Source organism: Bacillus sp. FJAT-27251 (genome assembly GCF_001273925.1).
Taxonomy (GTDB): Bacteria; Bacillota; Bacilli; order Bacillales; family Cytobacillaceae; genus Mesobacillus_B.
Genome location: NZ_LIGG01000001.1, coordinates 4,951,120 through 4,976,262, shown reverse-complemented (window position 1 = coordinate 4,976,262; position 25,143 = coordinate 4,951,120). Strand labels below are relative to the sequence as shown.

Sequence of the window (25,143 nt, the reverse complement as noted above, 5' to 3'; positions counted from 1 at the left end):
GGATTGAAAAATAACGCGAAACCTGTTAATTTGATATATATCAAGTGAATAAACATATAAAACAATGTATAAATATTCAAAAGGAGATTATCACATGACACACTCAAAAAAAGTAGTGCTTGCTTATTCAGGCGGGCTTGATACATCAGTTGCAATTAAATGGCTTCAGGGACAAGGGTATGAAGTGGTCGCCTGCTGTCTTGATGTCGGTGAAGGAAAAGACCTTAATTTCATTAAAGAAAAAGCGTTGAAAATCGGCGCTGTTGAATCATATGTATTGGATGTGAAAGAAGAGTTTGCGAAGGAGTATGCACTGGCTGCCCTTCAGGCCCATACTCTCTACGAAGGCAAGTATCCTCTTGTATCGGCACTTTCCCGCCCGCTGATTGCCCAGAAGCTGGTTGAAGTGGCCGAGAAGGAAGGGGCTGTCGCTGTTGCCCACGGATGTACAGGAAAAGGGAATGACCAGGTTCGTTTCGAAGTTTCCATTAAAGCGTTGAACCCTGAACTTGAGGTGCTGGCTCCGGTCCGTGAATGGAAATGGTCACGTGAAGAGGAAATTGAGTATGCGGCAGCAAACAATATTCCGATTCCAATCAACCTGGACAGTCCGTTCTCCATCGACCAGAACCTGTGGGGACGCAGCAATGAGTGCGGCATTCTTGAAGATCCATGGCAGGCTCCGCCTAAGGAAGCCTATGAACTGACAGCGGAGCTTGAAGACACTCCGGACACCCCTGAAATGGTTGAAATCGAGTTTATTGAAGGAGTGCCAGTTTCCTTGAATGGCAAGTCATTCTCGCTTGCCCAGCTGATTCTTGAATTGAACATCATTGCCGGGAAGCATGGCGTCGGCCGTATCGACCATGTCGAAAACCGCCTTGTCGGAATCAAATCCCGTGAAGTGTATGAATGCCCTGGTGCCATTACATTGATCAAAGCCCATAAGGAATTGGAAGATATCACGCTCGTAAAAGAGGTAGCGCACTTCAAGCCGGTCATCGAGAAAAAATTGACGGAGCTTATTTATGAAGGCCTATGGTTCTCGCCGCTGCGCACATCGCTGATGGCTTTCCTGAAGGATACCCAGAAGCATGTGACAGGAACGGTACGTGTCAAGCTGTTCAAAGGCCACGCAATCGTTGAAGGGCGTAAATCTCCTTACTCCCTGTACGATGAGAAATTGGCGACTTATACTTCAGAGGATGAGTTCGACCATAATGCCGCTGTAGGATTCATCAATCTGTGGGGCCTTCCAACAAAAGTACAAAGCATGGTGCAAGGCAAGAAGGTGAACGTGTGAAGAAATTATGGGGCGGAAGGTTCACAGCCTCCGCGGAAGAGTGGGTCGATGAATTCGGAGCTTCGATTTCATTTGACCAGGAATTGGTTTTAGAAGATTTGCAAGGGAGCATGGCCCATGCGGCCATGCTTGAAAAATGCGGCATCCTGACGAAGGATGAAGCTGGGACAATCATCGGCGGCCTGAAGCAATTGAAGGAAAAAGCCGAAAAGAAGGAACTTGAGTTCTCCAGCAAATATGAAGACATCCATCTTAACCTGGAAAAAATGCTGACGGAGCTTGTTGGCCCTGTCGGCGGGAAGCTTCATACGGCCAGGAGCCGAAACGACCAGGTAGCCACCGACATGCATCTTTATTTAAAAGAGCAGGTTTCCGAAATTTTGGGCTTGATTGCCGAGTTTCAGCAGACGCTGGTCGGCAAGGCCGAGCAGCATGTGGAAACCATCATGCCGGGATATACCCATTTGCAAAGGGCTCAGCCGATTTCCTTTGCGCATCATCTTATGGCGTATTTCTGGATGCTTGAGCGGGATAAGCAGCGGTTCAAGGGCGCGCTGGAACGCATCAACATCAGCCCATTGGGAGCCGGCGCGCTTGCCGGAACCACCTTCCCGATCGACCGCGAATATACGGCAGAGCTCCTAGGCTTTGCGGGCATTTATGAAAATAGCCTGGATGCGGTCAGCGACCGTGATTTCATCATTGAATTCATGTCGGCAAGCTCGATGATGATGATGCACCTTTCCCGCCTTGCTGAGGAAATCATCCTATGGTCAAGCCAGGAATTCCGTTTCATCGAGCTGGATGATACCTTCGCAACCGGAAGCTCCATCATGCCGCAGAAGAAGAACCCGGACATGGCCGAACTGATTCGCGGAAAAACAGGACGCGTCTACGGAGGGCTTGTTAGTCTTCTGACCGTACTGAAAGGATTGCCGCTCGCCTACAATAAGGACATGCAGGAAGACAAGGAAGGAATGTTTGATACTGTTAAAACGGTAAAAGGGTCGCTGAAGATCTTTTCCGGAATGGTAGAAACGATGAACGTGAATGAGCAGGTAATGGAAGAAAGTGTCCGGAAGGATTTTTCCAATGCAACGGAACTTGCGGATTATCTGGCAGCCAAAGGAATGCCATTCCGCGAAGCCCACGAAGTCGTCGGGAAACTTGTCCTCGACTGCATCGGACGGGGCTGCTACCTGGCGGATCTGCCGTTTGAAGTTTACCAGGCTTCCAGTTCCTTGTTTGAAGAAGACATTTACGAAGCGCTCAACCCGCGCAATGCAGTCATCCGCAGAAACTCTGCAGGCGGCACCGGATTTGCCGAGGTAACCGCGCAAATTAATAAAGCAAAGAAGCTATTGAAGTAGGAAACCACGCAGCGGGGGCTGCGTGGTTTTTTGTGCTTGAATTGGAAGGCGGAGGGCATTGGAGCAAAAAAGAAGCTGGAGTCCCAGTGAAATTACGTTAATCAAGGCTCTTGGGGTAAAAAGGAAGCTGGAGTCCCAGGGAAATTGCGTTAATCAAGGCTCTTGGCGCAAAAAAGAAGCTGGAGTCCCAGAGAAATTGCGTTAATCAAGGCTCTTGGCGCAAAAAAGAAGCTGGAGCCCCAGAGAAATTGCGTTAATCAAGGCTCTTGGCGCAAAAAAGAAGCTGGAGTCCCAGAAAAATTGCTTAATCAAGGCTCTTGGCGTAAAAAAGAAGCTGGAGTCCCAGAGAAATTGCGTTAATCAAGGCTCTTGACTCAAAAAGGAGCGAGAGCCCCAGAGAGAATTGCGCCAATCAAGGTAACACCTTCATTCATAATAAGTCCACTGTCCATTTCCTTTTGCCATAAAGGTCTCTTTAAGTGTTCTTCTTATAATCCAGTCCGATTCGATAATCGCACACCATTCTTTTATAGTTTTTGCTGTTAATTTTTCAGTAGGGAATAGAAGCTTGTACTCGTATGTGCTTCGCACTATAGCTTCATCAACCCTCTCTTTGCAACTGCATTTACTGCACACAAGCACACTCCCTTTCACAACAAGTTTAAACGACTTGCACGCCTTGCAACAAATTCCCTTTCGCAGCCGCCCGTACTCATACTTGAAAAGTTTGGGATAGGGAGATTCCTTTATATTATTGGAGAGTAATTGGTCAGCCAGTACCTTGTGCCTCCTGTGTAGATTGGAAGGTGTGCCGTTTATTTTTCTTATAAATCCATTTAATTGCGTGGGCAGTACAATTGGCAGGTCCCTGGGAAGCTGGTATAGGCTGAATTCGGGGTTTACGAAGGCTAATTGGGAGACGATTTGAAACTGGAAACCCAGGTTTCCGAGCAATTGGCGAAGCAAAGTATCACATCTTTGAAGCTGGTGAAGCGGATTGGTTATTTCCTTGCCGGAGCAAATAAAGAATCGATCATTTTCGGTATCGTATAAGTAGTCACCCTCAAAATTTTTGACTTCGGACAAATAAAGTCTGTCTTGTGTGATCGCCAGGCTGTCAATCTGGAATTTGGTTTTTTGGGCCTCAAACAATAGGTCGCTAAGGATGATGACTTCCACCTTAAGGTTCGTGAGCCACTGGTCAAAAACCAGCTCTCCCTGGAAGCCTTTTTCCAGCCGGATGAGGGATTGCGTTTCCTTTGGGGGGAGGGTCATGCGTACATTCAGGTGCCGTAGAATTTCCAGCTCATCTGAAACAGTGCGGGGATTTAAAAACAAAAACTCACTTCCATTCCAATTGAAATTTCGGAACAAAGGGCCTGACAACTAGCTGCCAGGCCCAGAAGGTTCAATCTGTATCTTTCTCGGTCCTTATGACCAGCACATCGCATGGCGCATAGCGGGTGATGTGCTCGGAGACGCTGCCGATAAAGAATCTTTCGACGGCGTTCATTCCGGTGGCTCCGCAGATGATGAGATCGACGTTGAATTTTTTGGCGATATCCTTGGCGATTTTTACCTTTGGAGAGCCGTAGTCGATTTCGTAGGCTACATCTGTGACCCCGGCCTCCAGTGCCTGCCGTTTATAGTTCTCGAGAAGTTCTACCCCAAATTGCCGTGCCCGCTCGGATATCGTCCGGTCATAGGCTTCGACTGTGGCAAATGTCCGCAAGTCGATAATGTGAGTCATGAACAGCTTTGCGTTATTTCTTTTGGCAACCTCGATGGCTTTCTTGAAAGCCCATGATGCTTCCTTGGATCCGTCAACGGCAACTAAAACATTCCTATATTTGAGTCCCATTGTTCATCTCCTCCTTACCTTAATTATACAATAAGGAAGTTGAAGGATTTCGGTATGGCTGTTACAAACTGGCGAACAATAAGGTGGACAGAAAGGAGGAATGGGGATGGAAAAACGCGGACAGAATCGTCTTTCTTTCCAGTTTGATGACCAGGCGGCATCTGAAACGAGCAGACAAATCATGGATTCTTACAACAGCGGAGTGATTGATCCCGCAGAAGCGCAGAGAAGGGCACCCGGCCGAAAAAAAGACTAAAACGGAAACAAGCTGGAAAACCAGCTTGTTTTTCTTTATTTTACCAACTAAAATAAATATAATAAGCCTTTTCCTAAGGTTTTTTTAACCTGTAAGGACCAGCACGACTTGTTTTTATATTTTTTGCAAAGGGGAATATACATGCGTATTGGAGTACCTAGAGAAATTAAAAACAACGAGAATCGGGTTGCGATGACACCAGCAGGAGTGGTAAATCTTGTGCGCTTTGGCCACGAGGTTCTGATTGAAACGGGTGCCGGCACGGGCTCGGGCTTTACAGATGAAGATTTCGGGCAGGCGGGTGCCAAAATTGTCGGCAGTGCCGCAGAAGCCTGGTCGGCACAGATGGTGATGAAGGTAAAGGAACCGCTGGCTGAGGAATTTGAATATTTTAGAGAAGGCTTGATTTTATTTACATATTTGCATCTTGCGCCAGAGCCGGCTTTGACAAGGGCGTTAACAGATAAAAAGGTCGTCGGCCTGGCCTATGAGACCATCCAGCTGCCCAGCGGGGCTCTGCCGCTTCTGACGCCAATGAGTGAGGTGGCAGGAAGGATGGCGGCGCAAATTGGCGCCCAATTCCTGGAGAAAGTCCATGGTGGCAAGGGAATCCTGCTGGCAGGTGTTCCCGGAGTCCAAAGAGGAAAGGTGACAATCATTGGCGGCGGAGTCGCAGGTACCAATGCAGCGAAGATGGCAGTCGGGCTTGGGGCTGAGGTAACCATCATTGACTTGAATCCGGACCGTCTCCGCCAGCTTGACGATATCTTTGGCAAGGACATTACAACCTTGATGTCCAATCCGTATAATATTGCACAGGCTGTGAAGGATTCAGACCTGGTGATTGGTGCGGTGCTGATACCAGGGGCAAGGGCGCCAAGGCTTGTGACCGAAGATATGATTAAATCAATGACCCCAGGCTCCGTCGTGGTCGACATTGCGATTGACCAGGGAGGAATATTTGAGACGACAGACAGGATTACGACACATGACAATCCAACATATGAGAAGCATGGCGTTGTTCATTACGCTGTAGCCAATATGCCTGGCGCCGTGCCGAGGACGTCGACCGTTGCCTTGACAAATGTGACGGTACCATATGCTGTTCAGATAGCCAACAAAGGCTTTAAACAGGCGAGCCTCGAAAATGAGGCGGTTTTAAAGGGCATCAATACCCTGAACGGCCATGTCACTTACAAGGCGGTTGCCGAAGCGCAGGACCTCCCATATACTGATGCAAGGACATTGCTAGGCCAGATATAACGGAATGAAAGATTCAGTGTAAACTGAATCTTTTTTGCTGGGGACATTGTGAAAAATGATAATTAATGATAATTTATAATTTATGAAGATTAAAAGCAGGCTGCAGCACGAAGGAACACAGCAGCCGTGAATATGGAAATGAGGAGTGTCTTGGATGGAAAATGTATTGATTTTTGGGCACAAGAACCCTGATACTGATTCAATTTGTTCTGCACTTGCCTATGCCAGCCTAAAAAAGCAGCTTGGTGAAAATGTGGAGGCTGTCCGGCTTGGACAAATTAACGGAGAAACGGCTTTTGCATTGAATTACTTTCAGGCGGAGGAGCCTAGGCTTGTTGAAAACATTGCGGAAGAAACCCAGAATGTCATTTTGGTTGACCATAATGAGCGCCAGCAAAGCGCTGATGACATTGAAAAAGTCCGCATTCTTGAAGTAATCGACCACCACCGTGTGGCCAATTTTGAAACAAGTGACCCGCTTTATTTCCGTGTGGAGCCAGTGGGATGCACAGCGACCATCCTGAATAAAATGTTCAAGGAAAACAATGTGCAGCCCGATCGCCAAACGGCAGGCCTTATGCTGTCCGCGATTATTTCCGATTCCCTTTTATTTAAATCGCCAACCTGCACCGAGCAGGACATAGAAGCGGCGAAGGAGCTTGCCGAAATTGCAGGCGTAGAGGCGGAAACCTACGGCCTTGATATGCTGAAGGCAGGGGCAGACCTGAGCAGCAAGAGCATTGAAGAGCTGATTTCCCTCGATGCCAAGGAATTCAGCATGGGAAGCTTTAAAGTGGAGATCGCCCAGGTTAACACAGTGGATGTGAATGATGTTTTGGTCCGCAAGGCAGAGCTTGAAGAGGCGCTGACAAAGGTCATCACCGAGAAGGAACTCGACTTGTTCCTATTGGTTATTACCGATATCCTGACCAATGATTCTGCCGCTTTGGCACTTGGAAACCAGGCTGGAGCCGTTGAGGAAGCTTTCAGTGTGAGCCTGGAAGAAAATGTGGCTACATTGAGGGGCGTTGTTTCCCGCAAGAAGCAGGTAGTGCCTGTATTGACAACTACATTGATTGCACGAGCATAAAAAGAAGCTCCGGCCCAGCCGGAGCTTCTTCATTTTTTGTTGTCCAGCTGCAGTGCCTAGCCCCTCGAGTCGCTTCGGTCCCGGAGGTGAAGTCAAAGAACGACTTCTCCGCCGGGACCTCCAGCGCTTGTCGGGGCTGGACAGGCACTTCCGCTTTTCCTCTTGTCCAGCTACGCCTCCTAGCCCCTAGGGTCATAAGCCACGCCTGAATTGAAGGCAAAGAACGCCTTCTATTCAGGCGCGTCTTATGCCTGTCGGGGCTGAGCAGTCGGCTCCGCTTTTCCTCTTAATAAGAACTGTTGGACGCTTGTCCTTTCATGATGGCCACACCGGAGCTTGCGCCGATTCTGGTGGCGCCGGCTTCGATCATTGTTTGGGCATCTTCCAGGCTTCTGACTCCGCCGGATGCTTTTACGCCGATGGATGGACCGACGACTTTTCTCATGAGGGCGATGTCTTCTTTGGTAGCGCCGCCAGTCGAGAATCCTGTGGAAGTTTTAACGAAATCCGCGCCTGCCTGTACAGCGAGCTTGCAGGCTGTTTCTTTTTCTTCGTCGGTAAGCAGGGATGTCTCGATGATGACTTTTGTCAACGCCTTTCCTTTTGCGGCATCCACTACTGCTTTGATATCGTTTTCAACAACATCGTATTGCTTTCCTTTCAAAGCGCCGATATTGATGACCATATCAACCTCTCCGGCACCGTTTTTAATGGCGTTTTCCGTTTCGAACGCCTTTACTTCTGAAGCGGATGCGCCCAGAGGGAAGCCAATGACAGTACATACTTTTACTTCTGGAACATCGTTAAGAACTTTAGCGGCTGTTTTTACCCAGGCCGGGTTCACACAGACAGAGGCAAATTTATGTTCTTTTGCTTCCTCGGCCAATTTTACAATATCGGCTTCGGTTGCATCTGCTTTAAGCAGTGTATGGTCAATCATTTGTGCCAGTGAATTTGTCATGTTTATTCCTCCTGCATTTAATCTTGTGATAGCAGTTACTTCAATAATATATCAAGTGGGTGAACATAAGTAAAGAACCATTTGAACAAATGTAAAAGCTGTTTGTCCAACCGTACTAAGCTGGTTTGGCAATGAGGCCATAGTTTCTATTTAATGATTTGCAATTCTTTCGGAAACTTTGTCAGCACTTCAATTCCTGTATTGGTGACAGCAATATCGTCTTCGATTCTGACTCCTGCAAGTCCAGGTATATAGATTCCCGGCTCGACTGTAAAGACCATTCCCTCTTCAATCAGGAGCGGGTTCGTTTCCGTGATGGAAGGGAACTCGTGTACACTGATGCCAAGGCCATGGCCAAGGCGGTGCGGAAAATATTCTCCATATCCTGCTTTGGCAATCACGCTGCGGGCCGTTTGATCAATTTTGGAGCATGGAGTTCCGGGCCTTATTGCTTCAATTGCCTTCAGCTGGGCATCAAGGACAGCCTGATAGACCTTTTCCTGTTCGGTGCCGATGTCATGGCAGGCAACAGTCCGGGTAATATCAGAGCAATAGCCATCCACAACGACGCCGAGGTCAAAGAGGACAAGGTCGCCCTTCCTAATTTTGGTTTCGCCAGGAGTGCCATGCGGCGAGGCGGCGTTTTCGCCGGTAAGTACCATGGTGGAAAACGACATTTCCCGGACGCCTTTTTTCTTTAACGCATATTCGATGGCAGCCAGGATTTCCATTTCGGTTTTCCCTTCTTTGATCTCCTCTACACCTGTTTGGATGGCAAAGTCGGCGAGCTCGCAAGCCTGGCGGATTTTTTCAAGTTCGCTTTTATCCTTTTTCAGGCGCAGCTGTCTAAGCTTATCTTCGGCGGCGACAAATTCGGCTGCCGGGAAAAGCTTTTTCATTTCTTCATAGCGCTCCACATTCATATGCTCTTTTTCAATCGCTGCTTTATGTACAGTTTCTCCCCTTGAAGAGATGGCTCTGGAAACTAGTTCCCATGGGGAGTCTGTATCGCTATAGCCAATGATTTCATACTCCCAGCCTGCCTTTCTTGCATCATTTTTCTCCATTCCGGGACAAATCAAAAAAGGCTCGGCTTCCTGGAATACAGCGATTCCGAGCAGCCGTTCATGTGGATCACTTAAAAATCCGCTTAAATAAAATACAGTTTCCGGGGAAGTGAGAAGAGCCGTCCCGATTCCCTGGTCTTTCATCCACTCTGTTAGTGCATTAATGCGGTTATTCATTATTCTCCCTCCAGTTCTTCACTTTATCCTGAGTTTCTGTTCAGCAATTACTGCCGCTCTATCTGAGCGTAGCAACTGGCCCGGGAAAAGTAAACTTTTAGAAGAGGAAAATTTGGGTATACAGGAGAAGGGTTCTTCCTATTTTTATGGAAGTATGTAAGGAGACTAAAAGCAAAGGAGAGATGAAGTTGAACGTTTCTTATCATGGACACTCAGTGGTGAAGCTGGAGACGGGAGGAAAAACAGTTTTGATTGATCCTTTTATTACCGGAAACAGCCTGACTGATTTAAAAGCAGAGGAAGTCAAAGCGGATTATATCATTTTGACGCATGCCCATAATGACCATGTTGGTGATACTGTAGAGATTGCCAAAAGGAATGACGCGCTGGTCATTACCAATGCCGATTTGGCTACATACCTTGGCTGGCAGGGAGTCCGCACGCATGGGATGAACATAGGAGGCGCATTTCAGTTTGACTTTGGGAAGGTAAAAATGACCCAGGCTTTCCATGGCTCAGGCTATGCCACCGAAGATCAGCAGATCATCTATGGCGGAATGCCTGCTGGCGTCCTTGTCATGGCAGAGGGCAAAACCATTTATCATGCAGGGGATACTGGCTTGTTTTCGGATATGAAGCTGATTGGGCGCCATGGGATTGACCTGGCCTTCCTGCCAATCGGGGATAATTTCACGATGGGGCCCGAGGATGCTGCCGTGGCGGCGGAATTCATCAAGGCAAAGCGGGTGGTGCCGATCCACTTTAACACATTCCCGCCAATCAAACAGGATCCGCAAAAATTCCTGGACCTTCTTGAAGAAAAGAATGGAGTGCTCCTTGAACCGGGACAGCAGCTGGAATTATAAACGGAACATAAACTGCCCGCGAGCATTCGCGAGGCAGTTTTTTTGCTCTTTCTCCGGGGAAAGAGGCTTTTTTCTTTTGCTTTATGCATAAGAATAAAACAAGCCTTAATGAAATGGGGGAGGATACAAATGCACAAGAATCGATACCTTTTATACCTGCTGTTCTGCGGACTCATGCTTTATTTTGCTGTGCCGAGGATGTCGTTCTCGGCTGGCGCTGACGGCTTGTTTGCCGCGGCATGGCTGATGCTGGCCTTTTGCGTAGTCGCTGGAAACCTGTCTGCCTTCCTGTATACACCGAAAAGGAAAATGGCAAATAGAGGGGAAGGAAAGGCGAAGCAGGACCGGGAACGGACCAGGGGGCTTGCCAGATAAGCTTGGGCTGCGTCAAATCAATTTGAACCAAGGCTTTTTTCACTTTATAATATAAGATGGATGATTGTTTTTTGCGTACGCAAACTTAAATTATAAAGGGTGAAAGTCTTGGCTACAAAGCATGAACAAATTTTGCAATATATAGATGACCTTCCGATTGGGGAGAAAATTTCGGTGCGCCAAATCGCGAAGGCCATGAATGTGAGCGAAGGCACAGCCTACCGGGCGATCAAGGACGCCGAAAACAAAGGATACGTCAGTACCATCGAACGTGTCGGCACCATCAGGATCGAACGGAAAAAGAAAGAGAATATCGAAAAGCTGACTTATGCGGAAGTGGTGAACATTGTGGACGGCCAGGTTCTTGGCGGAAGGTCCGGATTGCACAAGACTTTGAACAAGTTCGTGATTGGGGCGATGAAGCTTGAGGCAATGATGCGCTATACCGGTGCAGGCAACCTGCTGATTGTCGGAAACCGGGATAAGGCCCATGAGCAGGCATTGAGGGCGGGGGCTGCTGTGCTGGTCACAGGGGGATTCGACACGGAAGAGCATGTGAAAAAACTGGCCGATGAACTGCAGCTTCCGATCATTTCAAGCAGCTATGATACGTTCACGGTTGCCACAATGATTAACCGTGCCATTTATGACCAACTAATCAAGAAGGAAATCGTCCTGGTGGAAGATATTCTCACGCCTCTTGCTGAAACGGCCTATCTCACCACTGATCAAAAAGTATCGGATTGGTATCGCTTGAAGGAGGAGACCAACCACAGCCGTTTCCCGGTGGTCGACCGCAACACGAAGGTACAGGGAATGGTGACATCAAAGGATATCATGGGAGACGACATGGAGACTCCTATTGAAAAAATCATGACCAAGCAGCCGATGACGGTTAGCGAGAAGACAAGCGTCGCTTCCTCCGCCCATATGATGGTCTGGGAAGGGATTGAGGTATTGCCTGTTGTGGATGATGCGAACAGGCTTCAGGGAATGATCAGCCGCCAGGACGTCCTGAAAGCCCTGCAGATGATTCAGCGGCAGCCCCAGGTTGGCGAAACGCTTGACGATACCGTGACAAGCCAGCTTGTGGTCTCGCGCGGGAAACTGAAGGATGAAAGTACTTTCCGCTGCACCATTACACCGCAGATGACCAACCACCTTGGAACCATCTCCTACGGAGTGTTTACCACTCTGGTTACCGAAGCGGCCAACCGGGTGTTGAGGGGATATAAGAAAGGCGATCTTGTTGTTGAAAACATGACGATCTATTTTATTAAGCCTGTGCAAATCGATCGTGTTCTGGAGATATATCCCCGCATCCTTGAGGTGGGGAGAAAGTTCGGGAAGATGGATGTTGAGGTCCATAGCGAAGGCGTGCTTGTAGGTAAAGCCATGATGGTGTGCCAGCTGATCGACAGGCATTAGGAAAACAGGCAAAGTCCGGGCTTAACAGTAAAAAAAGAAGCCGGTCAAAGAACGGCTTCTTTTAAAAATTGATCTTCAAAATGAATTTTTCCATATCTTATCTAGCTTCTTCTGCTTCTCGTATCGCAAACGGCAGATAATGCTGGTAGGCCTTTACACCGGCATAGACGCTTAGTCCGCCCATGACGATAAAGATGCCGGCCACAATGTAAGTGACTGCGGATTGAAATAAAAACAGCTGGTTCACGCCAAACAGGGCGACGAAAAGGCCAAGGGCGATGCTGGATTTGGCAGAAAGCCATTTCCTTTCGACCGGCCGGGAAGAACGGACATATTTAATTTTATAGAATACATACATGGAAAATGAAATCACAATGAAAAACACAAGTAATGGCATTTCAGGTTCCTCCAATTTTAAAATCTTCTCTTATTTTAACGTATTTTTCAGGAAATGCCACCAGACAGACTGAATTCTTTCCATTTTTCCTTTAAGTGATTATAATTAATGAATTAACAATTTTTACCGCCGAAGGGGTTTGACGCATGAAAGAGCAAATTATTGAAGCCATCGAACAGTTTGATACGATAATCGTCCACCGCCATGTCAGGCCCGATCCTGATGCGTACGGCTCGCAGGGAGGGCTTGTTGAAATCCTGAAGGAATCCTATCCGCAAAAGAAGGTGTATGCGGTGGGAAAGGAAGAAAAGACGCTGCACTTCATGAAAAGGCTTGATGTGATTCCGGATGAAGCCTACCGGAACGCCCTTGTGATTGTATGCGACACTGCCAACCAGGAACGCATCTGCGATGAACGCTACAAGCTTGGAGCGAAGCTGGTGAAAATTGACCATCATCCAAACGAGGACCCGTATGGAGATCTTCTGTGGGTCAACACCGAAGCCAGTTCAACAAGCGAAATGATTTATGAATTCTATTTAACGTTCCAGGACCGTGGGCTTAGCATCTCCGACGAAGCGGCGCGCCTGCTGTTTGCCGGGATTGTTGGCGATACAGGCCGGTTTCTTTATCCGAGTACAACGGAGAAGACATTTGCCTATGCCGGCGAGCTGATTCACTACCAATTTTCACGGACGGAATTATTTGACCGCATGTATGAGCTGGAGCCTAATGTTATTAAATTGAATGGATATGTACTGCAGAATTTCGAACTGCTTCCCAATGGAGCTGCGGCGGTGGTCATGAAGAAGGAATTATTGGAGGAATACGGTGTCAGGCCATCCGAAGCATCCCTTCTGGTGAGTGTGCTTGGCAATGTGAAAGGGATAAAAGCGTGGGTATTCTTCATTGAAGAAGATGACCAGATAAGGGTAAGGCTCCGTTCAAAGGGTCCGGTCATCAACGGGCTTGCCCGCAAGTACCATGGCGGCGGCCACCCGCTTGCTTCGGGCGCTTCCATCCATGCCTGGGAAGAAGCCGAAAACGTCATGGCCGATTTGATTGAGCTTTGTAAATAAAAAAAGCGAAAGCGCCTTCGGAACAATCTAAAAGCGGATTGTTCCTGCGATGCTTGTTCTTGGAAGACTTTCCTTAGTGCCCAGCCCCGACCAGCATACGACGCTTCAGAATAGAAGGCGTTCTTTGCCTCCAATTCTGGAGTGGCTTATGACTCGAGCTGCTCAAAGCTACGCTTCTCGCAAGATATTCGAAGAAGATAAATTCAAGGATGAAAACTGGCTAGGCGCTGGAGCTGGACAGTTAACTAAGTTATACTTTTTTTAAAAAGAAACAGCCCTGTGCCACAGGGCTGTTATTATTCATCAAGGTGGACTTTCAGCTGGATGTTGAGAGTTGTATAGATGAACATGGAAGATATTTCCAGCCTGTACCGCTTGCCGTTCATGGGAATAACTTTGTTCTCAATGATCTTTTCAATCAAGTCCCTGCTTTTGTAGACAAATTCAAGGTCCTTGGCAAGAAAAAACTTCAAGTCATCTTTAATCTCCTCTTCTGCCTCATACATTCCCAATCTGTCAAATTCGTATTTATTCCCGTTAGTGATCTTTATGGTGATTTCCTGTATGGTCAGCTGCTCCAGGTTTTTTTCATTCAAAGCTTTATAATCGTCCTGCCAGATTTTAATATCTTTTTCCAGGTTGGCGATATCCTTTTTTTGCTTGCTGATAAGAGCGGACTTTTTTTCCATCATGACTCCGTGCATATAGAGGAAAACACACCAGCTTAAGGACGCGCCGATGGCCATGCCTGCAAAGAAACGCTGCCAGGAAGGCTTGCGGTATAAAGGCGGGATTCTCATGGCTATACATGCTCCAATGTCAGCCATTTGATGATGACAGCTCCGGTTTGCGCCCCGCCCATTGCAGAGAGGATAAGCAAAAATTGCTTGAAGATATCCTTTGTCTCTCCATCCATCAGACCGCGCTCGAAACTATATACCGTATCAAATGTCCCGCCAATGGCGGCGATGATTGCCCAGATCCTGATTAAATCCGATATCCGCAGTATCTGGGTCAGGAGGGGCTGGCCGGTCAGAAACGAGGCAAGGCCGCCAATGAGTGACCCGCCCAGCAATACACCAAGTGCAATAAAGTAGCTTTCAAACAGATGTGCGAAAAAAGGCTGGTTCATACATATTAGGTCCCCTTTGGACAAAGATACATTCTCCATACATCCTATGGACATACCGTATTGTTTATGATAAAACTTCCGGCGGAAAAGGAGAACATATTTTCTTTTTTTAGGGGAGGACCTATAATTGTAAGTAGAAAAACATTTTGAGGGGGTGGAGATCATGTCGTTTATTCACCTGCATGTATACAGCGCCTACAGCCTGTTGACAAGTACAGCAACCGTGGAGCAGATTGTCCTGTCAGCAAAGGAGCAGGGCTTCCCCGCTGTAGCGCTGACCGACAGGAACGTCATGTACGGAACCGTGGCTTTCTATAAAGAATGCCTGAAGCAGGGAGTGAAGCCCATCCTTGGACTGACGGCAGATGTGGCAAGTGAAGGCGAAGAGGGAGCCTATCCGCTGGTCCTGCTTGCAGCCACCAACGAAGGCTTCCAAAACCTGATCAAAATTTCGAGTGCAATCCAAACCAAAGCCCCAGGCGGCATTCCGGTTAAGTGGCTGAAACATTATGCCAAAGGCCTTTTTGCGCTTACTCCAGGCATGGAGGGGGAGATAGAGCAGCTACTTCTTGCTGGCGAACATGAAAAGGCAAGGAAGGCAGCAGACCGATACAGGGAGATGTTTGGGGGAGAGAGGTTTTATCTAGCCTTCCATGACCAGCGCCTCCCGGGGCAGCGGGAAATGTTGGAAGAGATGGCGAAGCTTGCGGCTATGGGAGAGTTCCAAATCGCGGCAGCGAATGCAGTCCACTACATATACAAAGAGGATTCCTTTGCCCAGGAATGCCTTTTGGCGATAAAAAATGGGCAGAAGCTTGAAGAAGAGGGCCGCGAAAAGCTTGGAAGCGAAGAGTTCTATTTTAAGGGGCCTTCCGAAATGGCGGAACTGCTCGCGGAATACCCTGATGCCCTGGAGAATACGCTTAAAATTGCTGACAGCTGCAATGTACTGGTGGACCTGGAGAGCAGGCATCTTCCCAAATACCCCGTTGCCGAGGGGAAGACTGCCGGGCAGCTGCTGGATGAGCTGTGCMATGAGGGGCTGAAGAGGCGTTACCGCCATCCTTCCAGTGAGCATCTTGACAGGCTCGGCTATGAACTTTCAGTTATAAAGAAAATGAATTTCAGCGATTATTTCCTGATTGTTTGGGATTTTATGAAGTTTGCCAGGGATAACGGGATATTAACCGGGCCAGGACGGGGGTCGGCCGCAGGTTCGATCGTCGCCTATGTCCTTTATATTACGGATGTGGACCCGATCAGCCATGGGCTGCTGTTCGAGCGTTTCCTCAATCCTGAACGGATATCCATGCCCGATATCGATATCGATTTTCCGGACCATCGCCGGGATGAAGTGATTGGGTACGTGGCTCAAAAGTATGGACATATGCACGTTGCCCAAATCGTTACTTTCGGGACCCTTGCCGCCAAAGCGGCTGCAAGGGATGTCGGCAGGGCCTTCGGCTTGAATACAAAAGAGCTGGAAAGGCTGTCGAGGACCATTCCTTCCCGGCTTGGAATGACACTGAAAGAAGCCTACAGCGAATCGGAAGCCCTCAGGGAGTTTGTCAAGGAATCAAACCTGCAGCAGAGACTGTTCGAAACAGCCTTGAAGCTCGAAGGCTTGCCCCGCCATACATCGACTCACGCAGCAGGCGTAGTCATCAGCGAACAGCCCCTGGCCAATCTGGTTCCTGTCCAGGCAGGCAGCGGGGAAATTCTTTTGACACAATACTCCATGGAGCATCTGGAAGAAACGGGCCTGCTGAAAATGGACTTCCTCGGACTGCGGAATCTGACGCTGATTGAAAACATCGTCTCATCGATTCGCAGGATAACAGGCAGAAGATTGAATATCCAGGAAATCCCGGCCGATGATGAAAAGACCTTCGAGCTCCTGGGAAAAGGCGACACATCCGGTGTCTTCCAGCTGGAATCGGAGGGGATGAGGAAGGTGTTAGTGAGGCTTAAGCCTTCCCGGTTTGAGGATATTGTGGCGGTAAATGCTTTGTACCGCCCAGGCCCGATGGAAAATATCCCTCTGTTTATCGATCGCAAGCATGGAAAGTCTCCGATACAATATCCGCACCCTGATCTAAAAGAAATATTGGAGAATACTTACGGAGTCATTGTATACCAGGAACAGATCATGCAGATAGCATCCAAACTGGCAGGATTTTCGCTTGGTGAAGCGGACCTGCTGCGCCGGGCTGTCAGCAAAAAGAAAAAGGAAGTGCTGGATCGGGAGCGGGCCCATTTTGTCCAGGGCGCAATGAAAAATGGGTACACCGAGCCAGAGGCGAATAAAGTCTATGACCTGATCGTGAAGTTCGCCAACTATGGGTTCAATCGAAGCCATGCTGTTGCCTACAGCTTCATTGCTTACCAGCTGGCCTATTTGAAAGCGAATTTTCCGCTGTTCTTCCTGGCAGCACTGATGTCGTCGTCAATAGGAAATGATACGAAGATTGCCCAGTACAGCAGGGAGCTTTTCCACAAAGGAATCAAGCTTCTCCCTCCTTCTGTCAATAAAAGCGGTTTTGGGTTCCAGGCAGAAGGAAGCGGCATCCGCTACAGCCTGGGGGCGATTAAAGGTGTAGGGTTGTCTCCCCTTAAGGAGATTTTCAAGGCGAGAAAGCAAAAGCCATTCTCCGACCTGTTTGATTTTTGCCTCCGGGTTCCTTCCAAGTCCGTCAACCGCAAAATATTGGAAGCGCTCGTCCACTCGGGAGCGTTTGACGAATTCGGCCAGGACCGTGCTGTCCTTCTAGCCACCCTGGACGTCGCCATTGAGCATGCCCAGCTGATGGCACCGGATGACTCAGGGCAGTTCGATTTATTTCACGATCCGGAATTCAAGCTGAAGCCTAAGTATGTGAATGTCGATCCCCTTCCAGTGAAAGAGATGCTGGCGTATGAAAAAGAAGCTCTGGGCCTGTATCTTTCCACACATCCCGTGTCAATAATGGAGGATGCATTGAAGGCGGCCGGAGCGCGGCACATTGCCGATTTGAGGCCGGGGGAACGGACAAGGGCAGGAGTTTATGTAACAGAGGAAAAGAAGATCAGGACAAAAAAGGGGGAGGCGATGGCCTTCTATACCTTGAGCGATCCAAGCGGGGACATGGAGGCTGTGGCTTTTCCGGCCGTTTACAAGCGCCTGGGGCATGTAATGAAGCAAGGAAGTGTCCTTTTGCTTGAAGGGAAAGTAGAGGAGAGGGCAGGAAAGCTCCAGTTCATTATCCAGGCGCAGCTGGAGGTGGACGAGGAAGATCCCATTGGCGGAAAACTGCCGAAACTCTATCTTAAAATCGAGGATGCTTTTCAGAGTGCGGAAAAATTAAATGAGCTAAAAGCTATATTGAAAAAGCATCCGGGCCGCTATCCCGTTATCCTCCATTACGCTGGAAAAGAAAAGACCATTCTGCTTAGTGAAGACTACAGAGTGGACGGAAGCGGGGACTGTCTTCAAAAGCTCCGCGTTTTCCTTGGGCCCGAGGACGTGGTCCTCAAAAAATAGTCTTTACAAGTTAATGGAATATGTTATATTGATTTTAAAAGAAATCGTGGTCTGACCACCTTGAGATTTTCGTAAAACAGAATGAGCACCTTCTTTTAATCAGAAAAGGGAGTGGACTTTAGTTGACACTACGAGAAGAAGCATTGCATATGCATAGTTCGAACAAAGGGAAGCTGGAATCAAAATCGAAGGTTCCCGTACGGAATGCCAGGGACCTGAGTCTTGCCTACTCTCCTGGAGTGGCAGAGCCATGCAAGGAGATTTATGACAAGCCCGAAACCGTCTATGATTATACGATGAAAGGCAATATGGTGGCGGTCGTATCCGATGGTACAGCGGTCCTTGGACTGGGGAATATCGGCCCTGAGGCATCGCTTCCGGTAATGGAAGGAAAAGCTGTCCTCTTTAAAAGCTTTGCGGGAGTGGATGCTTTTCCAATTTGCCTGAACACGACTGATGTTGATAAAATCGTTGAGACGGTCAAGCTGCTGGAGCCGACATTCGGCGGAGTAAACCTTGAGGATATTGCGGCGCCAAATTGCTTTGTCATTGAAGAACGCCTTAAAAAGGAAGCCAATATCCCTGTTTTCCATGATGACCAGCATGGGACCGCGATCGTGACGGTTGCCGGCCTGGTGAATGCCCTTAAAATCACTGGCAGGAAGATGAATGAAATAAAGGTTGTCGCCAATGGGGCAGGAGCTGCCGGAATTGCGATCATCAAGCTTCTGTATTCCTATGGTGTCCGCGACCTTATTATGTGTGACACGAAGGGTGCCATCTATGAGGGCCGGCCTCAGGGAATGAACGACATCAAAGCCGAGGTGGCAAAATATACAAACCGGGAAAACGTTAAAGGCACTTTGGCCGAGGCCGTTAAGGGTGCAGATGTATTCATCGGTGTTTCCGCAGCGGGTGCCCTCACGGCTGAAATGATCCAGACGATGAATCCGGACCCGATCATCTTTGCAATGGCCAACCCGACACCGGAAATCATGCCGGACGAAGCAAAGGCTGCCGGGGTCAAGGTGATTGGAACAGGACGCTCCGATTTCCCTAACCAGGTAAACAATGTCCTTGCCTTCCCTGGGATCTTCCGTGGTGCTCTGGATGCGCGCGCGACCCATATCAATGAAAAAATGAAGGTGGCGGCGGTTGAAGCGATTGCCGGATTGATCAGTGATAAGGAGCTTTCTGCTGACTATGTCATCCCCGGCCCGTTCGACCCGCGGGTTGCACCAGAGGTTGCCGCAGCGGTGGCAAAAGCAGCCATGGAGACGGGAGTTGCCAGAATCAAAGTGGATCCGGAGGAAGTTAAGGAACGGACTCGGAGGCTGTCAATTATTGAAAAAGGTGAATGAGAGGCTGTCCATTACCATTGATGAAAGCCCAAAAAAGGTTTACATCGAAATAGTCCGCCAGCTGAGAGCCATGATTGAGAAAGACGGCTTGAAGGCTGGCGATAAAATTCCTTCAGAACGGGAGCTGTCCGAGCGTCTTAATGCCGGACGCTCTTCCGTTCGGGAGGCTTTAAGAGCTCTTGAACTTCTCGGGCTGATTGAAACCAGGCGCGGCGAGGGAACTTTTATAAGGGACTTCCGCGGGAACCAGCTCGTCCAGCTGCTGGGTACTTTCATCCTCCAGGACAAAAAGGCAATTGCCGATGTTATCGAAACAAAGCATTTTGTGGAAAGGGATTGTCTTGAGATCGCCCTCATGAAAAACGGTAAAAAGGAATTCAGCAGTTTAAAAAAATGGGTGGCTGAGCATAACGTTGATGATGATGGATTTTTCGGGAAAATTGCCATGCTGGCAGACAATCATCTCATATACAGGATTTGGCAGATATTGAAAGATTATTACCATTCTTTGAACACTCATGAATTCCAGCCGACTAAGGAGCAGTATCTCGAGCTAGCCGACGCCCTTGAACAGGGGAACGAGGATTTGGTGGAGGCTGCTTACCGCAAGCTCCGGAATTTGTCGGAGGTTTAACGACACCAATCAACAAAAATCACCTCCCGGATGTTCTATAGTAAAGGACAGGCTTGTGGAAGCCAAAAGGCAGGCCTGATATTATCCAACTCAGTGGTCTGGCCACTTTTGCAGCAACAGCGCAAAGTCTTTTCAAAATAAAAAGGGAGGTTACACCTTGCTGAAAGAACTTTTTACGAAGACAAAGAAGAAAAAATATGCAACAATCCCCTCGGAAAGTGCCAAACAGGATGTTCCGGAAGGGATTATGACGAAATGTCCAAACTGTAAAAAAATAATGTACACCAAAGAACTGGTGAAAAACCTGAAAGTGTGCTTCAATTGCGGTTTCCACCACCAGATGAATTCCAGGGAGCGAATCGCAAGTTTCGTGGATGGCGGAACATTTGCCGAAATCGATTCCAACATGAAGTCCGAAAACCCGCTTGGTTTTCCGGGGTATGAGGAAAAGCTTGAACAGGACAGGCTGAAGACCGGATTGAATGAGGCGATTGTCACCGGAAAGGCGAAAGTAATGGGAATGGACACAGTCATTGCGATTATGGACGCCAGTTTTCGCATGGGAAGCATGGGTTCCGTCGTGGGTGAAAAAATCACTCTTGCGATTGAGATGGCAGACAAACTAAAGGTCCCCTTCATCATATTTACAGCCTCCGGCGGAGCGAGGATGCAGGAGGGTGTCTTAAGCTTGATGCAGATGGCCAAGACAAGTGTCGCATTGAAGAGATTCAGCGACAATGGAGGGCTGATCATTTCCATTATGACTCATCCTACAACAGGCGGTGTGTCAGCAAGCTTTGCCTCCCTGGGGGATTATAATCTTGCCGAGCCGGGTGCGTTGATTGGATTTGCTGGAAGAAGGATTATTGAGCAGACAATTCGCGAGGAGCTTCCGGAGGATTTCCAGACCTCTGAATTTTTGCTGAAGCATGGGCAGCTTGATGCCGTTGTTTCCAGGCTGGACCTTCGTGAAAAAGTAGGAGCGATATTGGAAATCCATGCACCGGGAGGGGAATTGAATTGGCAGGAGCTTTAGAATTTGAAAAACCAGTCCTTGAGCTGAAGAAAAAAATAACCGAGCTAAAGGAATATACAAAGAATACAGATGTCGATTTTACAGATGAAATCGAAAAGCTTGAGGCTCGCCTTGAAAAGCTCGAAAGGGAAATTTATGAAAATATAAAGCCATGGGACCGGGTCCAGATTGCGCGCCATCCGGAACGCCCGACGACTCTGGACTATATCTCAAGGCTGTTTGACGACTTTTTTGAATGCCATGGGGACCGTGCCTTTGGTGATGATGAAGCCATTGTCGGCGGCATTGCCAAGTTTAATGGCCTGCCTGTGACGGTGATAGGCCACCAGAGGGGCAAGGATACAAAGGAAAACATCCGCCGGAATTTCGGCATGCCTCATCCTGAAGGGTACCGTAAAGCATTAAGGCTGATGAAACAGGCAGACAAGTTTAAACGGCCGATTATCTGCTTTATTGACACAAAGGGTGCGTACCCGGGAAAAGCGGCGGAAGAACGCGGACAAAGCGAAGCCATTGCCCGGAACCTGTTTGAAATGGCTGGCCTGAAAGTGCCTGTAGTCTGCATCGTCATCGGGGAAGGCGGAAGCGGCGGAGCGCTAGCTCTCGGCGTCGGCAACCATATCCATATGCTGGAGAATTCAACTTACTCAGTCATCTCTCCTGAAGGTGCGGCCTCCATTCTTTGGAAGGATGCCTCATTGGCCAGGAAAGCAGCTGAAACGATGAAAATAACGGCACCTGACTTAAAGGAGCTTGGCCTGATTGATGAAATCATTCCCGAAACAAAGGGCGGCGCCCATAAGGACGTCGATGGGCAGGCGAAGGAAATAGAGGACGTTTTAAAGAAATCTTTCAAAGAGTTGTGCAGTCTCTCGGCAGAAGAGCTGGTTGACCATCGATATAAAAAATATAAGATGATTGGCCAATATTCGTTTTTTAATGAGTACATCGGGGTAAATTAAAAACGTGCCAAACTAGGCACGTTTCTTTTTTGTGGTTTTAACAAAAGCGATAATAATGTGCGTTAAGGCAGATAAAACGCTTCCAGTTTATTTATTATTCCGTCTATGGACTGAAACACCAGTATTAAGTTGAGATGGACCATCCTTCATGGTATTTTAGAAATATTGGCAAGCATTCCTGTCCAAACTAAGGGCAGTGATGCAGACTGCAGATAAAGGCATACATATAGGACATTCTAAAGAGGTGATTGGCTATGAAAAAAATTGGGGTGCTGACCAGCGGGGGAGACTCTCCAGGAATGAATGCGGCAGTACGTGCAGTAGTCAGAAAGGGCATCTATCATAATGTGGAGGTACATGGCATCTACGGAGGCTATGCCGGGTTGATGAATGGGAATATCCAAAAGCTGGAACTGGGGTCTGTTGGTGACATTATCCATAGAGGCGGAACTTTCCTCCAGTCGGCCAGAAGCGAGGAATTCAAAACGCGCGAAGGCCAGCAAAAGGGAATTCAGCAGTTGAAAAAACTTGGGATCGATGGGCTTGTCGTTATTGGGGGAGACGGCTCCTACATGGGAGCAAAAGCTCTGACTGAGCAAGGATTCCCTTGTGTAGGGGTTCCGGGTACGATCGATAACGATATTTCCGGAACTGAATTCACAATCGGCTTTGATACAGCCCTGAATACGGTAATCGATGCAATCGATAAAATCAGGGATACCGCGTCTTCCCATGAGAGGACGTTCATCATTGAAGTTATGGGCAGGAATGCCGGCGATATCGCGCTTTGGTCCGGCCTTGCCGGCGGGGCAGAAACCATCCTGATCCCCGAGGAAAAGCATGATATCAAGGATATTGCCCTAAGGCTCAAAAAAGGCCAGGAACGCGGCAAGAAGCACAGTATCATCATTGTCGCTGAAGGTGTCATGAGCGGATATGAGGTTGGGCGGATCATCAAAGAAGAAACGGACTTTGATACAAGGGTAACAGTGCTTGGCCATGTCCAGCGCGGCGGCTCCCCTACTGTAAAAGACCGCGTTCTTGCGAGCAGGCTTGGAGCGCGCGCCGTAGAGCTTTTGCTTGAAGGAAAAGGCGGACGTGCTGTGGGAATCGAGAAAAATGAAATGGTTGACTACGACATTATCGAGGCCCTGGGCAAGCCGCACAACCTTGATATGGATCTATACAAGCTTTCAAAAGAACTTTCAATTTAATTTGTCACAAACCAGGAGGTTGCAATAAATGCGCAAAACTAAAATTGTATGTACAATTGGTCCAGCTAGTGAAAGTATCGAGAATCTTACCAGTCTGATGGAAGCAGGCATGAATGTGGCACGCCTGAACTTCTCCCATGGAGACCATGAGGAACATGGCCAGCGGATTAAAAATATCCGCGAAGCTGCAGAGAAGACTGGGAAAAACATCGGGATCCTTCTCGATACAAAAGGGCCGGAAATCCGTACCCACAACATGGAAAATGGTGCAATCGAACTTAAGGCAGGCGACGAAATCATCGTTTCCATGAAAGAAGTTCTTGGCACAACAGAGAAGTTTTCGGTTACGTACGACAGTCTGATTGAGGATGTCCACACCGGTGCAAAGATCCTGCTGGATGATGGGCTTATTGGCCTTGAGGTAATCAGCCTCGACCGTGCCAACCAGGAAATCAGGACAAAAATCCTTAATAGCGGAACACTGAAGAATAAAAAAGGTGTGAACGTTCCTGGGGTTTCGGTTAAACTTCCGGGCATTACCGAAAAAGATGCACAGGATATCCTGTTCGGGATTGAGCAAGGTGTAGACTTCATTGCTGCGTCCTTTGTCCGCAGAGGTGCCGACGTGCTTGAAATCCGCGAGCTTCTTGAAAAACACAATGCCAATTACATCAACATCATTCCTAAAATTGAAAATCAGGAAGGTGTCGACAACATCGACGAAATCCTTGCTGTTTCTGACGGCCTTATGGTCGCAAGGGGAGATCTTGGGGTTGAGATTCCGGCAGAAGAAGTTCCGCTGGTACAAAAAGAATTGATCAAAAAATGCAACACACTGGGCAAACCGGTCATTACTGCGACGCAAATGCTTGATTCCATGCAGCGCAACCCAAGGCCGACCCGTGCGGAGGCCAGTGACGTAGCCAATGCGATTTTCGATGGGACGGACGCAATCATGCTTTCCGGTGAAACAGCTGCCGGCCACTATCCTGTCGAGGCTGTCCAGACGATGCATAATATCGCCTCCCGTGCAGAGCAGGCTCTTAACCATAAAGACCTTCTGTCAGACAGAAGCAAAAACACAGAGCACAGCATTACAGATGCCATTGGGCAGTCTGTTGCCCATACAGCATTGAACCTTGATGTCAGCGCGATTATCACGCCGACTGAAAGCGGCCATACAGCAAGGATGATTTCCAAATACCGGACAAAGGCTCCTATTGTTGCCGTTACCTCAAATGACTTTGTATTGCGACGTCTTGCGCTTGTTTGGGGCGTTTATCCGCAGCTTGGCAAGAAAGCTGAAACAACCGATGAGATGCTTGATAATGCGGTTGAGGAAAGCATGAACAGCGGATTGGTGAAGCATAGCGACCTTGTGGTAATCACTGCTGGGGTTCCTGTTGGAGAAGCAGGCACGACCAACCTGATGAAGATCCATGTGGTGGGAGATGTACTTGCGAAAGCCCAGGGAATTGGACGCAAGTCTGCCTTTGGAAGAGTGGTCCTTGCCCGCAATGCCAAGGAAGCTCTTGAAAAGGTAACTCCTGGAAGCATTCTGGTCACCATCGGATCTGACCGGGAGATGGTTCCTGCCATTGAAAAATGTGCTGCCCTGATTACCGAAGAAGGCGGGTTGACCAGCCATGCGGCTGTCGTTGGACTGAATGTCGGCATTCCTGTAATTGTCGGCGTCGAAAATGCAATGGACCTGTTCCAGGAAGGCCAGGAGATTACGGTCGATGCCCGCAGAGGGGTAATCCTTAACGGCCATGCAAATGTCCTGTAAGC

General features: G+C 48.4%; 23 protein-coding genes. 16 read left to right on the top strand and 7 right to left on the bottom strand.

Translation table 11 applies throughout. The features are described from left to right. Positions 1 to 94: 94 nt before the first annotated feature. Positions 95 to 1,303, top strand: a complete 1,209-nt coding sequence (locus ADU22_RS23555) for an argininosuccinate synthase (RefSeq protein ID WP_053364345.1) — start codon at positions 95 to 97, stop codon at positions 1,301 to 1,303. Further along, positions 1,300 to 2,673 (top strand): argininosuccinate lyase, encoded by a 1,374-nt coding sequence (gene argH / locus ADU22_RS23550; protein WP_053364344.1) that lies wholly within the window; start codon positions 1,300 to 1,302, stop codon positions 2,671 to 2,673. The genes ADU22_RS23555 and argH overlap by 4 nt, the downstream gene beginning before the upstream one ends. Before the next feature lie 426 nt (positions 2,674 to 3,099). On the opposite strand, the gene ADU22_RS23540 is transcribed toward argH, so the two are convergent. Next, complete coding sequence (locus ADU22_RS23540) at positions 3,100 to 4,011, bottom strand: nuclease-related domain-containing protein (RefSeq protein ID WP_053364342.1); 912 nt, start codon at positions 4,009 to 4,011, stop codon at positions 3,100 to 3,102. A gap of 70 nt (positions 4,012 to 4,081) precedes the next feature. Then, positions 4,082 to 4,534 carry a universal stress protein gene (locus ADU22_RS23535; protein ID WP_053364341.1) on the bottom strand — a complete coding sequence of 151 codons (453 nt, stop codon included), beginning with the start codon at positions 4,532 to 4,534 and terminating at the stop codon, positions 4,082 to 4,084. A 106-nt stretch (positions 4,535 to 4,640) separates the two neighbouring features. Between ADU22_RS23535 and ADU22_RS25105 the strand changes: the two genes are divergently transcribed. The 3 genes from ADU22_RS25105 (at position 4,641) to ADU22_RS23525 (ending at position 7,143) form a co-directional block, all read left to right on the top strand. Beyond that, the gene (locus ADU22_RS25105) at positions 4,641 to 4,790 is read left to right on the top strand and encodes a hypothetical protein (RefSeq protein ID WP_173427543.1); all 150 of its coding nucleotides are present in this window, start codon (positions 4,641 to 4,643) and stop codon (positions 4,788 to 4,790) included. Between the two features lie 141 nt (positions 4,791 to 4,931). Beyond that, a complete protein-coding gene (ald, locus tag ADU22_RS23530) occupies positions 4,932 to 6,053 on the top strand; it encodes an alanine dehydrogenase (protein WP_053364340.1) in 1,122 nt (373 codons plus the stop codon). Positions 6,054 to 6,207: 154 nt separating this feature from the next. Next, on the top strand, positions 6,208 to 7,143 hold the full coding sequence (locus tag ADU22_RS23525; RefSeq protein WP_053364339.1) for a manganese-dependent inorganic pyrophosphatase: 936 nt from the start codon (positions 6,208 to 6,210) through the stop codon (positions 7,141 to 7,143). A gap of 286 nt (positions 7,144 to 7,429) precedes the next feature. Here ADU22_RS23525 and deoC read toward each other — a convergent pair whose 3' ends face one another. Next, the gene (gene deoC / locus ADU22_RS23515) at positions 7,430 to 8,104 is read right to left on the bottom strand and encodes a deoxyribose-phosphate aldolase (protein ID WP_053364337.1); all 675 of its coding nucleotides are present in this window, start codon (positions 8,102 to 8,104) and stop codon (positions 7,430 to 7,432) included. Between the two features lie 146 nt (positions 8,105 to 8,250). Continuing rightward, entirely contained in the window at positions 8,251 to 9,348 is a 1,098-nt protein-coding gene (locus tag ADU22_RS23510) for a M24 family metallopeptidase (RefSeq protein ID WP_053364336.1), read from the bottom strand. 188 nt (positions 9,349 to 9,536) lie between these two features. Here ADU22_RS23510 and ADU22_RS23505 point away from each other — a divergent pair, with 188 nt between their 5' ends. The 3 genes from ADU22_RS23505 (at position 9,537) to ADU22_RS23495 (ending at position 12,017) form a co-directional block, all read left to right on the top strand. Further along, complete coding sequence (locus tag ADU22_RS23505) at positions 9,537 to 10,214, top strand: metal-dependent hydrolase (protein WP_053364335.1); 678 nt, start codon at positions 9,537 to 9,539, stop codon at positions 10,212 to 10,214. 129 nt (positions 10,215 to 10,343) lie between these two features. Further along, a complete protein-coding gene (locus ADU22_RS23500; protein ID WP_053364334.1) occupies positions 10,344 to 10,589 on the top strand; it encodes a hypothetical protein in 246 nt (81 codons plus the stop codon). Between the two features lie 108 nt (positions 10,590 to 10,697). Next, a complete protein-coding gene (locus ADU22_RS23495) occupies positions 10,698 to 12,017 on the top strand; it encodes a CBS domain-containing protein (RefSeq protein WP_053364333.1) in 1,320 nt (439 codons plus the stop codon). A 97-nt stretch (positions 12,018 to 12,114) separates the two neighbouring features. Here the strand turns inward: ADU22_RS23495 and ADU22_RS23490 are convergent, their stop codons facing one another. After that, positions 12,115 to 12,414: a YtpI family protein gene (locus tag ADU22_RS23490; RefSeq protein ID WP_053364332.1), complete on the bottom strand. Its 300-nt coding sequence runs from the start codon at positions 12,412 to 12,414 to the stop codon at positions 12,115 to 12,117. 146 nt (positions 12,415 to 12,560) lie between these two features. Here ADU22_RS23490 and ADU22_RS23485 point away from each other — a divergent pair, with 146 nt between their 5' ends. Further along, positions 12,561 to 13,493: a DHH family phosphoesterase gene (locus ADU22_RS23485; protein WP_053364331.1), complete on the top strand. Its 933-nt coding sequence runs from the start codon at positions 12,561 to 12,563 to the stop codon at positions 13,491 to 13,493. Between the two features lie 296 nt (positions 13,494 to 13,789). Here ADU22_RS23485 and ytrI read toward each other — a convergent pair whose 3' ends face one another. Together ytrI and ytrH are read right to left on the bottom strand one after the other, a co-directional pair. Then, positions 13,790 to 14,293 carry a sporulation membrane protein YtrI gene (gene ytrI / locus ADU22_RS23480; RefSeq protein WP_053364330.1) on the bottom strand — a complete coding sequence of 168 codons (504 nt, stop codon included), beginning with the start codon at positions 14,291 to 14,293 and terminating at the stop codon, positions 13,790 to 13,792. A 2-nt stretch (positions 14,294 to 14,295) separates the two neighbouring features. Next, positions 14,296 to 14,625, bottom strand: coding sequence for a sporulation membrane protein YtrH (ytrH, locus tag ADU22_RS23475; RefSeq protein ID WP_046523449.1), 330 nt, complete (start codon positions 14,623 to 14,625; stop codon positions 14,296 to 14,298). 163 nt (positions 14,626 to 14,788) lie between these two features. On the opposite strand from ytrH, the gene dnaE reads away from it, so the two are divergent. From dnaE to pyk, 7 genes are all read left to right on the top strand, one after another. Beyond that, the gene (gene dnaE, locus ADU22_RS23470) at positions 14,789 to 18,145 is read left to right on the top strand and encodes a DNA polymerase III subunit alpha (RefSeq protein WP_053364329.1); all 3,357 of its coding nucleotides are present in this window, start codon (positions 14,789 to 14,791) and stop codon (positions 18,143 to 18,145) included. A gap of 122 nt (positions 18,146 to 18,267) precedes the next feature. Further along, positions 18,268 to 19,506, top strand: coding sequence for an NADP-dependent malic enzyme (gene ystJ / locus ADU22_RS23465; RefSeq protein WP_053364328.1), 1,239 nt, complete (start codon positions 18,268 to 18,270; stop codon positions 19,504 to 19,506). A 70-nt stretch (positions 19,507 to 19,576) separates the two neighbouring features. Beyond that, positions 19,577 to 20,140 (top strand): GntR family transcriptional regulator, encoded by a 564-nt coding sequence (locus ADU22_RS23460; protein WP_053364726.1) that lies wholly within the window; start codon positions 19,577 to 19,579, stop codon positions 20,138 to 20,140. A 157-nt stretch (positions 20,141 to 20,297) separates the two neighbouring features. Then, complete coding sequence (gene accD / locus ADU22_RS23455) at positions 20,298 to 21,176, top strand: acetyl-CoA carboxylase, carboxyltransferase subunit beta (RefSeq protein WP_053364327.1); 879 nt, start codon at positions 20,298 to 20,300, stop codon at positions 21,174 to 21,176. Next, entirely contained in the window at positions 21,161 to 22,138 is a 978-nt protein-coding gene (accA, locus tag ADU22_RS23450; RefSeq protein WP_053364326.1) for an acetyl-CoA carboxylase carboxyl transferase subunit alpha, read from the top strand. The genes accD and accA overlap by 16 nt, the downstream gene beginning before the upstream one ends. Before the next feature lie 254 nt (positions 22,139 to 22,392). Next, positions 22,393 to 23,352 (top strand): 6-phosphofructokinase, encoded by a 960-nt coding sequence (gene pfkA, locus ADU22_RS23445; RefSeq protein ID WP_053364325.1) that lies wholly within the window; start codon positions 22,393 to 22,395, stop codon positions 23,350 to 23,352. A gap of 28 nt (positions 23,353 to 23,380) precedes the next feature. After that, positions 23,381 to 25,141: a pyruvate kinase gene (gene pyk / locus ADU22_RS23440; protein ID WP_053364324.1), complete on the top strand. Its 1,761-nt coding sequence runs from the start codon at positions 23,381 to 23,383 to the stop codon at positions 25,139 to 25,141. Positions 25,142 to 25,143 lie beyond the last annotated feature (2 nt).